Below are 12,352 nucleotides of genomic sequence, written 5' to 3' on the forward strand. Positions count from 1 at the left end.
CTTCTTCGATGCAGCCCAAGCCGCTGGCGCAACCGCCAGGACAGCATCCTCTTGTGCATGCCTTGGCAGCGTCGATTCGCAGTGCCTGGCAAGGATTACCCGGATTGGAGATCCTTCCCTGTGATGATGATTTGCGCTTCATCAAGGGGAAGCTCGATGGTGAAGGGCTGACGATCGGGAATGAACTCTTTCGCTGTGTCGGCCTTCGCAAATTGCATCTGGAGGTCGCGCGACTCGGGAACGGTCTTCAAATCCTCCACAGCGTTTGGTTCCCGGATCCCTGCTATGACCTGCCGATTTTCGGGGCTGACATCGTGGCCGGCCCGGCTGGTATTTCCGCCGCGATCGTCGATCTCTCTCCCACCTCAGGTGCCCTGCCGGAGCAGTTGCTGAGTCGTCTAGAGGCCAAGCCCTGGCCTGCGTTTCGGCAGGTCCGGGACCTACCGGCGTGGGGATCAGCCATCTTCTCCAGCAAGGTCTGCTTCATTCGCCCGGATGGTGTGGAAGAGGAGACGGCCTTTCATGACCTGGTGAGCCACTACCTGCAGGTGATGGCAACAAGCGTGATCGAAGCGACTCCCGAACCATCGACTGCTCTCACTACAGTTCGCCGGTACGAGGGTCAGCTGAACTATTGCCTTCAGCAGAAACGCAACGACAAGACCCGACGCGTTCTCGAGAAGGCCTTCGATTCGGCTTGGGCCGATCGCTACATCGATTTGTTGCTCTTCGACAATCCACCCGAACCGTGATGAGTCCCAAGCGCTGGTCTGTTGTGGCTGGAAGTTTGGTCATCGCTGCAGTCGGCGGCTGGTTGCTTCGACCAAAGCCGGCCCCAACACCTGTTGTCCCCCCTGCTGAACGATCGGTTCGTCCGCAAGCCGTTGCTGCCTTGGGGCAACTTGAGCCTGCGGGGGACATTCGCAATTTGGCGGCTCCCAACGCGGGAATGGCGGGGACCCCGAGGGTTGCCTCCCTTCAGGTGAACGAGGGAGATTCGATCAAGCGCGGCCAAGTTTTGGCGGCGTTTGATCACCGTGTTGGCCTCCTGGCAGACCTAGAGCGTGTTGACGCTGAGCTGAGAAGCCTGGACCAGGAGATCCGTCTTCAGGCCATTGAGGTTGAGCGTTTCACGCAAGCCGCGGACTGGGGAGCTGCTGAGTTGTCTTTGGTGGACAACAAGCGGGAGGAGTTGGTGCGCCTTCAGGGACAGCGGGATCAGGCCCTGGCTGAACGCAAGGGGTTCATGGCCGATCTCGAGCTGAGCCAGCTGATTTCTCCCATTGATGGTGTCGTGCTCAAGTTGCACGCCCGTGAAGGCGAGCGCCCTGGCGTGGAGGGAGTGATGGACGTGGGGGCCAACCAGGCGATGCAGGCCAGCATCGAGGTTTACGAATCCGATATCGCTCGGATTAGCCCCGACCAGTCCGTTCGCCTGACCAGTGAGAACGGTGGCTTCCGCGGTGAACTTATCGGGCGCGTGCTGCGCATCAGCCCGCAGGTGGAACAACGATCTGTTCTCTCCACCGATCCCACCGGCGATGCCGACGCCCGCGTTGTGGTCGTTGATGTGGTGCTCAACCCTGAAGATGCAGCCAAAGTCAGCCGTTTGGCTGGCTTGAAGGTGATTGCCCGCTTCGATCCATGAACCGGTTCTGGCGGGGGCGTCGGATTCCCCTCTCCTGGCTGTTGCTGACGCGCCAGCCCGTTCGCTTGCTGGTGGCACTTGCCGGCATCAGTTTTGCGGGAATTCTGATGTTCATGCAGCTCGGATTCCGTGATGGCCTCTTTGACGCCAGCGTCACGGCGCACCGGCTGTTCGATGCCGATGTCGTTCTGATCAGTCCCCGCTCCGCCAGCTCCGTGAGCATGGAAGCCTTTCCCAGGCGGCGGCTGGTTCAGACCCTGGCTGATCCCGATGTCGAGGGGGTGACCCCGGTGCACTGGGGGCTGATGCTCTGGCGCAACCCCGAAACGCGGCGCAACCGGTCGATCCTGGCCTTGGGCTTCAATCCCGATGACCCCTTCTTCGTCGACCCCTCCCTGGCTGAGAAAACTGACGCTCTCAAGCAGAAAGGGCGGATCCTGTTTGATCAGCTGTCACGCCCTGAATTCGGACCCATTGCTGAGTGGTATCGCGATGGCCGGGTGGTGGAAACCGAGATCGCTGGCAACCGCGTCCGGGTGGCAGGTCTGGTGAGCCTGGGCACCAGCTTCGGTGCCGACGGCAATCTGCTTACGAGCACAGAGACGTTTCTCGATCTGATGCCTCAGAAACCTCCTGGGGCGATCGAAGTGGGTCTGGTGCGGTTGAAGCCAGGAGCGGATCCTGAGCAGGTTGTGTCTCGGTTGAGCGAACGCCTTCCCAAGGATGTTTCGGTGTTAACCAAGCAAGGCTTCATCGATTTCGAGCAGAACTACTGGAAGAGCAGCACCTCCATCGGTTTCATCTTCACCCTCGGCGCTGCCATGGGGTTCGTTGTGGGCTGCGTGATCGTGTACCAGGTGCTGTACACCGATGTGAGTGATCACCTGCCGGAATACGCCACCTTGATGGCGATGGGTTATCGCCTCAGCCATTTGTTGGGAGTGGTGGTCCGTGAGGGCTTCTATCTGGCGGCGATGGGGTACGTCCCCGCCTATCTGGCCGGTCAGGGTCTGTACTGGTTCGTTCGTGACGCCACCAAGCTGCCCGTCGGCATGGATCTCTCGCGGGCGTTGACCGTTCTGGTGATGATCCTGGTGATGTGCATGTTGTCGTCGTTCCTGGCCATGCGTCGTCTCATTGATGCAGACCCTGCGGAGATCTTCTGATGGCCGCTGTTGTTGTCGACAACCTCTCCCATGCCTTCGGTCAAGGTGAGATGCGCCGCGAGGTTCTTCAGAACATCAGCTTCAGCATCCAGCCGGGCGAAGTGGTTTTGCTGACCGGACCCTCCGGCTGTGGCAAGACAACGCTGCTCACCTTGATCGGCGCCCTGCGGACGGTTCAGAAGGGCCAGGTGTCTGTGCTTGGGCAATCCCTGGATGGAGCCGGCCGTCGTCGTCGCCAGCAGGTGCGCCGACGCATTGGAATGATTTTTCAGGGGCACAACCTCCTGCGCTGCCTCACGGCTGAACAGAACGTGCAGATGGGAGCTGATCTTCTGCCTGATCTCAGTTACAGGGCCCGTCGGGATGAGGCCCGTCAGTGGCTCCGCTCTGTAGGCCTTGAAGACCACATGGCCAAAGTCCCCCATGACTTGTCTGGAGGCCAGAAGCAGCGGGTCGCCATTGCCCGTGCCCTTGCGGCTAATCCCAGGCTTCTCCTGGCGGACGAGCCCACAGCCGCCCTTGACAGCCGCACCGGCAGGGAGGTGGTGGAGCTGCTGCGCCGACTTGCACGCGAACAGTCCTGTGCGGTGCTGATGGTGACCCATGATCCACGCATCGTTGATGTCGCCGATCGCGTGCTCCAGATGGAGGATGGGCGGCTGCTGAATGCCGTTGAGTAGACTCAACGTTGATTCAAGAGCCCGCAGTTCCGCATGGCCAAGCGCAGAAACCTGAAGAAAGAGAAGCAGGAGCGGAACCGCGCCTACGCCCGCAAGTTCAAGAAGCGCAAGATGCGGAACGATGGCCGTGGTGAAGGCGCTGGCAATGGCGTGACCGGAACCGCCAACAATGGTGGCGCGGCGGACTGATCTGCCAAGCAATGTTCAGAAAAAAGGGGCCTTTGGGCCCCTTTTTTGTTGTTCGTAGGGTGGGTTCCTTCTGCATCGGCTGTCGCGATGTTCGTCAGCGTCGTTATCCCGACCTACAACCGACGCCCGATTCTCGAGAAATGCCTCTCGGCACTGGAAGATCAGCAGCTCGACGGTGCTCTGGATGATTACGAGGTTGTCGTGGTCGACGACGGCTCCACCGATGGAACGCCGTCGTGGCTGCGGCACCAGTCGGATCGTTTCCCCCATGTGCGTCTGATTGAGCAGGAGCATGGTGGTCCTGCGGAAGGGCGAAACCGGGGCGTCGATCATTCCCGTGGTGACGTCATTGTTTTCATCGACAGTGACCTGGTGGTCACAGAGACCTTTCTGGAGACCCACGCACTAGCCCTGAGGCAGTGCTGGCAGAAACGGGGTGATCGCCTTTGTTTCACCTATGGCGCTGTGATCAACACGGCCAACTTCGAGGCGCCCCGCTCAGAACGTCACAAGTTGAGGGACTTGTCTTGGGCCTATTTCGCTACGGGGAACGTGGCCATCGATCGGGCGGTGTTGGAGCGCTCAGGCCTTTTCGACACAGGTTTCCGCCTCTACGGCTGGGAGGATCTGGAACTTGGTGAGCGCCTGCGGCGGATGGGGGTTGAGTTGGTGAAGTGTCCTGCCGCTGTCGGCTATCACTGGCACCCTGCTCTGAGCCTGGATCAAATCCCCCGCCTTGTGGAAGTGGAGGGAGAACGGGCCCGCATGGGGCTGGTGTTCTTCCGCAAGCATCCAACCCGGCGGGTGCGCCTGATCATCCAGTTCACCTGGTTCCATCGGATCCTCTGGGAGCTTCTGACTTTCGGGGGGCTGATTAATCCGTCCAGCCTTCGCCCCCTGCTCCGCTGGTTAATTCGTCATGGCTACCCGGGGACTGCGATGGAGCTGCTTCGTCTGCCTCTGAATCGCATCGGTGTGCGTGCCCTGTTCCGCGAAGCCAAAGCAGCTGGACTGCGTTGATCAACGTTTTGATACCTTCTATAGGTCCTTTCACTCCGCACACCTGCCCGTTTCGGGTGCACCGTGACACCAGCATCTGCTGGTTGTTCAGGTCCCTGGCAGGTGGAGGCGAACCCGAAACCCACAAACCATGGCTGTCGTCACCCTCGCCGAGATGATGGAGGCTGGTGCCCACTTTGGGCACCAGACCCGTCGTTGGAACCCCAAGATGTCGCGCTACATCTATTGCGCGCGCAATGGTGTTCACATCATTGATCTTGTGCAGACCGCTGTCTGCATGAACAACGCCTACAAGTGGACCCGTTCCGCTGCTCGCAGCGGCAAGCGCTTCCTTTTTGTTGGCACCAAGAAGCAAGCTTCTGAAGTGGTTGCTCTCGAAGCTGCCCGCTGCGGAGCCTCCTATGTGAACCAGCGCTGGTTGGGCGGAATGCTCACCAACTGGACCACGATGAAGGCCCGGATCGACCGTCTCAAGGATTTGGAGCGGATGGAATCCAGTGGCGCCATTGCCATGCGCCCCAAGAAGGAGGGTGCGGTGCTTCGTCGCGAACTTGAGCGTCTCCAGAAGTACCTGGGCGGTCTGAAGAACATGCGCCGTCTCCCCGACGTCGTGGTTCTGGTGGACCAACGCCGTGAGTCCAATGCGGTGCTTGAAGCCCGCAAGCTCGACATTCCCCTGGTGTCAATGCTCGACACCAACTGCGATCCGGACCTCTGCGAGGTTCCGATTCCCTGCAACGACGACGCTGTACGTTCCGTTCAGCTGGTCCTGGGTCGTTTGGCCGACGCGATCAATGAAGGTCGCCACGGTTCCAACGATCAGCGTGGCGGCGACGCCGACGCCTGATCACCCTTCCCCTTCTCGACCTCGCCGTTTTCCGATGACGGAGAACGGCGCATCCACCCTTTTCTTCCCTTCCGACCGATGGCTGCCGTATCCGCCAAGCTTGTCAAAGAACTCCGCGACAAGACCGGCGCGGGAATGATGGACTGCAAAAAGGCCCTGGCCGCAACGGATGGGGACACCAATAAAGCCGTTGAATGGCTTCGCCAGAAAGGCATCGCCAGCGCTGAAAAGAAATCTGGACGCACCGCTGCCGAGGGTGCGATCGGCAGTTACATCCACACCGGCGCCCGGGTGGGTGTGTTGATCGAAGTGAACTGCGAAACCGACTTCGTGGCTCGTGGCGACATGTTCCAGGAACTTCTTCGGGATGTGTCGATGCAAGTGGCGGCATGCCCCAACGTGGAATACGTCACCACCGACGAGATCCCCGACGAGATCCGTGAGCGCGAGAAGGCGATTGAGATGGGCCGAGACGACCTCGACGGAAAGCCTGAACAGATGAAGGAAAAGATCGTTGAAGGTCGGATTGGCAAGCGCCTCAAGGAACTCGCTCTGATGGAGCAACCCTTCATTAAAGACAGCTCAATCACCGTCGCTGATCTCGTCAAGCAGGCTGCCGGCAAGATCGGCGAGAACGTGAAGGTTCGTCGCTTCACCCGCTACACCCTTGGTGAGGGCATCGAGGTGGCGGAGAACGATTTCGCCGCTGAAGTGGCGTCCATGCAGAACGCCGGCTGATTCCATTGTCCGACCCGGACGTCAGGCCTGCTTACGACCCGGCAGATCAGCTGGCGCGCCTTCAACGGTTGTGCCGGCTGCGGGCCATCGCCCTCTACCGGGAGCAGGCTCTCTATCTCCAGGTGCTGCGTGAGCTGCTTCCAGGAGCCACCCGTCAGGCTCTGTTTAATCTTCTCGGAGAGGTTGATCCTTCCCGATTCAGTCGGCTTCCAGACTCGACCCGCCAGAACTTCCATGCGTCGGTCAACAATCTGATTGAGCGCTGCAGCGTCCTGCTCACGGTGGAGCAGCTGATGCAGCTTGTTCAGCAGATGCAGCAAGAGCAGCGGCGGCAGCAGGCCCATGCCAGCCGAACCATGCTTCAGAACCTCGGCCGTCAGACGTTGAACAGAGACGCTGCGTCCGAGTCGCCATCGTCTCCTCCGCAGCAGGACGAACCCAGTGGCTCCATTCAGTTGAGCCTGGCGTCCCCCCTCGATTCCCCCCAGGGAGATCCAGGTTCAGGTCCGGTTGTTGAACCTCTCCCTGAACAACCAGACAGCCAACCTTCAGGGGATCTTGATGTGCTCCGCTCGCTGTTCGAGCTGGCCGGTGATGCGATGCAGCAGGCACAAACGCCCGTCGAGGCCAGTGGCGCATTTGATCAGTCTGTTGAAGGCGACGACCACTTCCTTCCCCGTGAGCCGGATGCGCTGTTGCACTGGATCCACGCCATGGATCAGGCGCTTGAGCGACGGCTTCGCAACCTGTCCCACGCTGTGAATGTGCAGATGCTGCGGTCAGGGCTGGCCCAGACGCTTCTGCCCATCAGCCTTCTCGACGCCGTCCTGAAGGGTCAGGTGGAAACACAGCCAACGGCCACAAATGTGTTGCGTTTGCGGCTCCCTCTGGCCGTCGGTGATCTCGACCAGGGCATGGATGTTCTTTGTGTGCTCCTGCGCAGCAACGATCTGGAGTTCGACAGCCCACGACTGCGTCAGTGCCGCAAGCGTTTGCGCACTCACCACCATGCTCTGCTCACAATGGTTCGGCAGCAACGCCACTGGCAGCGTCGCTCCCTCGATCGTGAGGCCCGTACCCATTGGCAGACCCCATCCGATTCAACGCAGCAGCTGAGCGGGGACTGACCGGCGAGCAACTGTCGCTGTTGCTGGCATGGATGCTTCCTATCCAGCGTTCGCTGGGGTTGGAGGCCGACCGAGGCTTTCGGAACTTGCAGGGTCGCCAGCAGCGTTTTCACGACTTTCTGCATCAGCAGCTTGCAGCGCCACCATCACTGCCCTTCCCTCAGGCCGTAACCGATCGGATGACCAGGCTCAGCGCTGGTTTCGCCGAGTATCCGGAGTTGGCTGATCCTGCCCGCCGGCGTCTCGTTACCGATGCTCGCCAGTGGCTGTATGAGCTGCGCCATCGCCTGGAACCCTCGGCCCCCATGGCACCGCCAAGGCTGAAGGTTCAGTCGTCCGCCAAGTCTGGAGAGGGCGCTCAGCGGCCTGCGTCACCGTTGCAGCTCGATAGCCCGATCACGCAAATTCGTGGTGTGGGTCCGAAATTCGCCGCACGGCTGGCGTCGATCGGCCTGCTTCTGGTGCGCGACCTGCTGCGCTACTACCCCCGAGATCATGTCGACTACTCGGCGATGCGGCGTATTGAGGCGCTGGTGTCGGGAGAGACCGCCACGATTGTTGCCACGATCCGCCGCTGCAATGGATTTGTCAGCCCAAGAAACACCAATCTCGCGATCATTGAGCTCCAGCTCCAGGATCCGACAGGTCGCCTGAAGGTGAGTCGCTTCCTGGCTGGCAAACGCTTCAGTTCTCCGGCGTACCTCAAAGGTCAGCAGCGCCTTTATCCCGTTGGTGCCACCGTGGCCGTTAGTGGTCTGGTCAAGGACGGCCCCTACGGCATCACCTTCCAGGATCCGTTGATTGAGGTGTTGGACAGCCCCTCTTCTCCTGTGAAGTCCCCCAGCATCGGTCGTCTTCTGCCGGTGTACCCCCTCACCGAAGGGGTTGGTGCTGACCGTTTCCGCAGCTTGATTGATCAGGTCTTGCCCCTCGCGGCCACCTGGCCCGATCCCCTTCCTGCTGAGCTGCAACGGCGATTCGAGCTGGCGACATTGGCGGAAGCCTTGCAAGCGCTGCATGCGCCGAAGGATCGTGAAAGCCTCGATCGGGGCCGCCGCCGGCTGGTGTTCGATGAGTTTCTGCTCTTGCAGTTGGGCCTGTTACGACGACGTCAGCTGCTGCGCTCTCGGACGGGGCCTGATCTCGATCTTCAGACCAGTGCCGATGGGCTTGTGGGGGAGTTCATGGACCTTCTTCCCTTCCGCTTCACCGCAGCCCAGCAACGCGTGTTTCAGGAAATTGAAGCCGATCTCGGTCGCACCGAACCCATGGCCCGACTGGTGCAGGGGGATGTCGGCTCGGGAAAGACGGTGGTCGCCATTGCGGCGTTGCTCAGCACCATCGCCTCTGGTTGGCAGGGGGCCCTGATGGCCCCCACGGAGGTGCTGGCCGAGCAGCATTACCGCAATCTCTGCCAGTGGTTGCCTCAGCTTCACGTCAGCGTCGCCTTGTTGACGGGATCCACACCACGACCACGCCGCCGTCAGCTGTTGGATGACTTGGCCAATGGTTCTCTGAAGGTTCTTGTCGGGACCCACGCCCTTCTTGAGGATCCGGTCGTTTTCAATCGCCTGGGGCTTGTGGTGGTTGATGAACAACACCGCTTCGGGGTTCACCAACGGGATCGTCTGCTCAATAAGGGGTTGCAGCCCCACTTGCTCACCATGACAGCGACGCCGATCCCACGCACTCTGGCGTTGTCGATGCATGGGGATCTGGATGTCAGCCAGATCGATGAATTACCTCCAGGTCGCACACCGATTCGCACCAGCATGCTCACGGCAGGTAAGCGCGAGAAGGCCTATGAGCTGATCCGTGAGGAGGTTCAGCTTGGCCAGAGGGCCTATGTGGTCCTGCCGCTGGTGGATGAGTCGGAGAAACTCGAGCTTCGTTCGGCTGTTGAAGTTCATGCCGAGTTGGCCTCGGAGGTTTTCCCTGACTTGGCTGTCGGTCTCCTGCATGGTCGTCTTTCCAGTGTCGACAAGCAGGCGGTGTTGAACGCGTTCGCTGCCGGCAAGACCCAGGTGCTGGTGTCGACCACGGTGGTGGAGGTGGGCGTGGATGTACCTGAGGCCAGCGTGATGGTGATCGACCATGCCGAGCGCTTTGGACTGGCGCAGTTGCATCAATTGCGGGGGCGCGTCGGTCGGGGCGCCGCCGCTTCCCACTGCCTGCTGATCAATGGCAGTTCCAATCCCTTGGCACGCCAGCGTCTGGATGTGCTGGTGCGCTCCACTGACGGTTTTGAGATCGCTGAGATGGATCTTCGTCTGCGCGGTCCTGGACAGGTGTTGGGGACCCGTCAGTCGGGCCTGCCCGATCTGGCTTTGGCCAGCCTTGCCGATGATGGTGCTGTTCTGGAGGATGCACGAACGGCGGCTCAGGAGCTGCTGAAACATGATCCAGACCTTGAACAGCTCCCGCTGCTGCGCAAGACCCTGGATGAGCAGCAGCGTCGCCTCAGCGGCGGCACCCCCCTGAACTGACCCATCCCCTCTCAACGATTCGATGCGCCCCTGGAGCCCTATCCCGATCGAGGAGTGCGGTGAGCCGCTGCAAGACCTCCCTCGGGAGTTCTTGCGGATGGAACCCCATCCCTACATGGCGCTCGGTGCACCCTATGGGGCCTCAGGGAATCCCTTCCAATTGCGCCAAGGGGTGGTTCAGCGTCTGCTGAAGGCGCAGCAGCGTCTGAGCGATCACAACCCCAGCCTTCGCCTGAGCATTTTCGATGCGTGGCGCCCGATCGCCGTGCAGGCCTTCATGGTGGAGCACAGCATTGCCGACCTCTGTCGCGAACGCGGGGTTGAACTGATGTCGGGGGACGCCTACGACCGTGTGGTTGCCGATGTGGGGCGGTTCTGGGCCGCCCCCAGCCGCGATCCAGCCACACCGCCACCCCACAGCACCGGTGCCGCTGTTGATCTCGCCCTCAGTAGCAGTGATGGAACCCCGCTGGAGATGGGTGGAGAGATCGATGCCATTGGTGCGATTTCAGAGCCCGAGCATTACGCCGGACAGGAGGATCCCGATGCCCGCTGCTGGCATCAACGTCGGCAGCTTCTGGCCGATGTCATGGATGCTTCCGGATTCGCCCAGCACCCGAACGAGTGGTGGCACTACTCGTTCGGTGATCAGCTCTGGGCCTGGCGCAAGGGTGCTTCTGTAGCGGTCTATGCCGAGGCCGCTAACAGCGCGTTCACCTCCTGATCCCCCAGCTTTTCGATGTGATCCCCGAAGCTGCGTCGACCACCGGCGGCCTTCCAGCTCAGCAGCAACGGTTCGAGGGTCTTTTCAAGATCGTCGAGGGGCAGTTTCTCCATGTAGGGACGCGCCAAACGTTGGAGGTTGGGGGTCCCACCGAGCCATAGCTGGTACTGGTTGACTCCGTTGCCCACCAATCCCAGCTCCGCCATGTAGGGCCGAGCACAGCCATTGGGGCAGCCGGTCATGCGCACGAGAAGCGACTTCTCGATCTCGAGCCGACGCAGCTGGGCATCCAGGCGATCAAGAACATCTGGAAGGATGCGCTCCGATTCGGTGATCGCCAGGCCGCAGGTGGGGAGTGCTGGGCAGGCGATGGCATGTCTGGCGAGGCGGGCTGGTGCTTCAGGCACCTCAAAGCCCATCGCCTCAAGCTGCGTGCGAATGCTGGCGCGCTGGGAGGTGCCGATGTTGCAAAGGAGCAGGTCTTGATTGGCTGTGAGACGAATCTCCAGCTGGTAGGTCTCGACGAGTTGCCGCAGTCCCGCTTTCAGATCACCGTTCAGGCGACCGCACAACAGGGGCAGCCCCACGAACCACATCCCTGCCTTCTGCCGATGCCAGCCGAGGTAGTCGAGCAGTTTGGCCTTTGGCTCATTGCGCAGACCTTTGAGTGCTCCCTTGAAGTAGGTAGCGCAAAGGGTTTCGCGGAACCATTGAATGCCCTTGTCATGAATCAGGTACTTCATGCGGGCGTGCTTACGCACCTCCCGGTCACCATGGTCCCGTTGCAACGCCAGGATCGCCTGAACCACATCGAGAACGTCAGCGGCTTCGACGTAGCCAAGGGGGTCTGCGGTGCGGGCGAAGGTCTCCTCCTTGTTGTGGGTGCGACCCATTCCACCGCCGACATAGACGTTGCAGCCCCGAAGCTCGCCTGAAGGATCGGTAAAGACCACCAGACCGATGTCCTGGGTGAGCAGATCCACGGAGTTGTCCCCCGGCACGGTGACGGCCACCTTGAACTTCCGGGGGAGATAGGTGTCCCCGTACAGAGGCTCCTCAGAGCTGCCTGAAAACACACCGTCTTCGCTCTGGCGCTTCCTGGCCTTCCGAACGGCGCGGCTGGGCTTGAAGCGATAACTCAGGTCACCATCCACCCAGAGATCGAGATAAGCCCCCTCGGCAGCCTCAGGGCTGAGTAGATCCGCAATCTCATCTGCCAGGCGGCGCGCAACGGGATACCCGCCCTTCTCAAAGGGAGCCGGAGGAGCCATCACATTGCGGTTGATATCTCCGCAGGCCGCCAAGGTCGAGCCCAAGTTGCGAACGATGGTGCCGATCACCTCTTTCAGATCAGCCTTGGGGATGCCATGCATCTGGAAGGCCTGGCGGGTGGTTGCCCGCAGGGTTCCATCACCCAGACGATTGGAGAGTTCATCCAGGGCCAGAAAGAGCCTGGCGGGGATGCGTCCCCCGGGGCTGCGCAGCCGCAGCATCATCTGCCAGCTGCGGAGCTTGTCGGTTTTGCGCAGTTCGCGGTGATGCTGTTGGTAGCTGCCGTGGAACTTCAGCAGTTGAACGGCATCTTCTGTGAAGCGAACCTCATCGTTGCCGAGCTCACTCAGCAGTGGGTCGCGCAGATGGTCGCTGTCCAGCTTGCGCTGCTCCGCCTTAGACAGGGATTGAGATCCGTTTTCCGCCACTGTCAAGGAGCTTTCCCCCACCCTGAA

The 12,352-nt window shown here is 60.8% G+C and carries 12 protein-coding genes; 11 read left to right on the forward strand and 1 reads right to left on the reverse strand.

The genetic code is table 11. The features are described 5' to 3' along the window. Positions 1 to 8: 8 nt before the first annotated feature. The 11 genes from DXY30_RS05970 to DXY30_RS06020 all read left to right on the forward strand — a co-directional run bounded on the left by DXY30_RS05970 (position 9) and on the right by DXY30_RS06020 (position 10,625). A complete protein-coding gene (locus tag DXY30_RS05970; protein WP_115094220.1) occupies positions 9 to 752 on the forward strand; it encodes a phycocyanobilin:ferredoxin oxidoreductase in 744 nt (247 codons plus the stop codon). Next, positions 752 to 1,648, forward strand: coding sequence for an HlyD family efflux transporter periplasmic adaptor subunit (locus DXY30_RS05975; RefSeq protein ID WP_115093781.1), 897 nt, complete (start codon positions 752 to 754; stop codon positions 1,646 to 1,648). Before DXY30_RS05970 ends, DXY30_RS05975 begins: the two co-directional genes overlap by 1 nt. Further along, positions 1,645 to 2,814 carry an ABC transporter permease DevC gene (gene devC / locus DXY30_RS05980; RefSeq protein ID WP_115093782.1) on the forward strand — a complete coding sequence of 390 codons (1,170 nt, stop codon included), beginning with the start codon at positions 1,645 to 1,647 and terminating at the stop codon, positions 2,812 to 2,814. The genes DXY30_RS05975 and devC overlap by 4 nt, the downstream gene beginning before the upstream one ends. Beyond that, positions 2,814 to 3,494, forward strand: coding sequence for a DevA family ABC transporter ATP-binding protein (locus tag DXY30_RS05985; RefSeq protein ID WP_115093783.1), 681 nt, complete (start codon positions 2,814 to 2,816; stop codon positions 3,492 to 3,494). The genes devC and DXY30_RS05985 overlap by 1 nt, the downstream gene beginning before the upstream one ends. A gap of 33 nt (positions 3,495 to 3,527) precedes the next feature. After that, positions 3,528 to 3,683 (forward strand): hypothetical protein, encoded by a 156-nt coding sequence (locus DXY30_RS05990; protein WP_006850288.1) that lies wholly within the window; start codon positions 3,528 to 3,530, stop codon positions 3,681 to 3,683. 87 nt (positions 3,684 to 3,770) lie between these two features. Next, complete coding sequence (locus DXY30_RS05995) at positions 3,771 to 4,703, forward strand: glycosyltransferase family 2 protein (protein WP_115093784.1); 933 nt, start codon at positions 3,771 to 3,773, stop codon at positions 4,701 to 4,703. Positions 4,704 to 4,833: 130 nt separating this feature from the next. Further along, positions 4,834 to 5,550, forward strand: a complete 717-nt coding sequence (gene rpsB, locus DXY30_RS06000) for a 30S ribosomal protein S2 (protein WP_115023287.1) — start codon at positions 4,834 to 4,836, stop codon at positions 5,548 to 5,550. 78 nt (positions 5,551 to 5,628) lie between these two features. Further along, positions 5,629 to 6,288: a translation elongation factor Ts gene (gene tsf / locus DXY30_RS06005; protein ID WP_115023284.1), complete on the forward strand. Its 660-nt coding sequence runs from the start codon at positions 5,629 to 5,631 to the stop codon at positions 6,286 to 6,288. A 5-nt stretch (positions 6,289 to 6,293) separates the two neighbouring features. Continuing rightward, positions 6,294 to 7,415: a hypothetical protein gene (locus DXY30_RS06010; protein ID WP_115094222.1), complete on the forward strand. Its 1,122-nt coding sequence runs from the start codon at positions 6,294 to 6,296 to the stop codon at positions 7,413 to 7,415. Positions 7,416 to 7,447: 32 nt separating this feature from the next. Further along, entirely contained in the window at positions 7,448 to 9,901 is a 2,454-nt protein-coding gene (recG, locus tag DXY30_RS06015; protein WP_244281328.1) for an ATP-dependent DNA helicase RecG, read from the forward strand. Between the two features lie 22 nt (positions 9,902 to 9,923). Beyond that, positions 9,924 to 10,625 carry a M15 family metallopeptidase gene (locus DXY30_RS06020; RefSeq protein ID WP_115093786.1) on the forward strand — a complete coding sequence of 234 codons (702 nt, stop codon included), beginning with the start codon at positions 9,924 to 9,926 and terminating at the stop codon, positions 10,623 to 10,625. Here the strand turns inward: DXY30_RS06020 and DXY30_RS06025 are convergent. Further along, entirely contained in the window at positions 10,589 to 12,331 is a 1,743-nt protein-coding gene (locus DXY30_RS06025; RefSeq protein WP_115094224.1) for an NADPH-dependent assimilatory sulfite reductase hemoprotein subunit, read from the reverse strand. The genes DXY30_RS06020 and DXY30_RS06025 overlap by 37 nt on opposite strands. Between the last annotated feature and the right edge of the window lie 21 nt (positions 12,332 to 12,352).

Origin of the sequence: Synechococcus sp. UW106 (assembly GCF_900474015.1) — a bacterium.
Classification (GTDB): Bacteria; Cyanobacteriota; Cyanobacteriia; order PCC-6307; family Cyanobiaceae; genus Parasynechococcus.

What these genes read in the sequence shown, in the direction of transcription:
- DXY30_RS05970 (WP_115094220.1), top strand. Translation starts at nt 9, where the DNA reads ATGCAGCCCAAGCCGCTGGCGCAACCGCCAGGACAGCATCCTCTTGTG.
- DXY30_RS05975 (WP_115093781.1), top strand. Translation starts at nt 752, where the DNA reads ATGAGTCCCAAGCGCTGGTCTGTTGTGGCTGGAAGTTTGGTCATCGCT.
- devC (WP_115093782.1), top strand. Translation starts at nt 1,645, where the DNA reads ATGAACCGGTTCTGGCGGGGGCGTCGGATTCCCCTCTCCTGGCTGTTG.
- DXY30_RS05985 (WP_115093783.1), top strand. Translation starts at nt 2,814, where the DNA reads ATGGCCGCTGTTGTTGTCGACAACCTCTCCCATGCCTTCGGTCAAGGT.
- DXY30_RS05990 (WP_006850288.1), top strand. Translation starts at nt 3,528, where the DNA reads ATGGCCAAGCGCAGAAACCTGAAGAAAGAGAAGCAGGAGCGGAACCGC.
- DXY30_RS05995 (WP_115093784.1), top strand. Translation starts at nt 3,771, where the DNA reads ATGTTCGTCAGCGTCGTTATCCCGACCTACAACCGACGCCCGATTCTC.
- rpsB (WP_115023287.1), top strand. Translation starts at nt 4,834, where the DNA reads ATGGCTGTCGTCACCCTCGCCGAGATGATGGAGGCTGGTGCCCACTTT.
- tsf (WP_115023284.1), top strand. Translation starts at nt 5,629, where the DNA reads ATGGCTGCCGTATCCGCCAAGCTTGTCAAAGAACTCCGCGACAAGACC.
- recG (WP_244281328.1), top strand. Translation starts at nt 7,448, where the DNA reads ATGCTTCCTATCCAGCGTTCGCTGGGGTTGGAGGCCGACCGAGGCTTT.
- DXY30_RS06020 (WP_115093786.1), top strand. Translation starts at nt 9,924, where the DNA reads ATGCGCCCCTGGAGCCCTATCCCGATCGAGGAGTGCGGTGAGCCGCTG.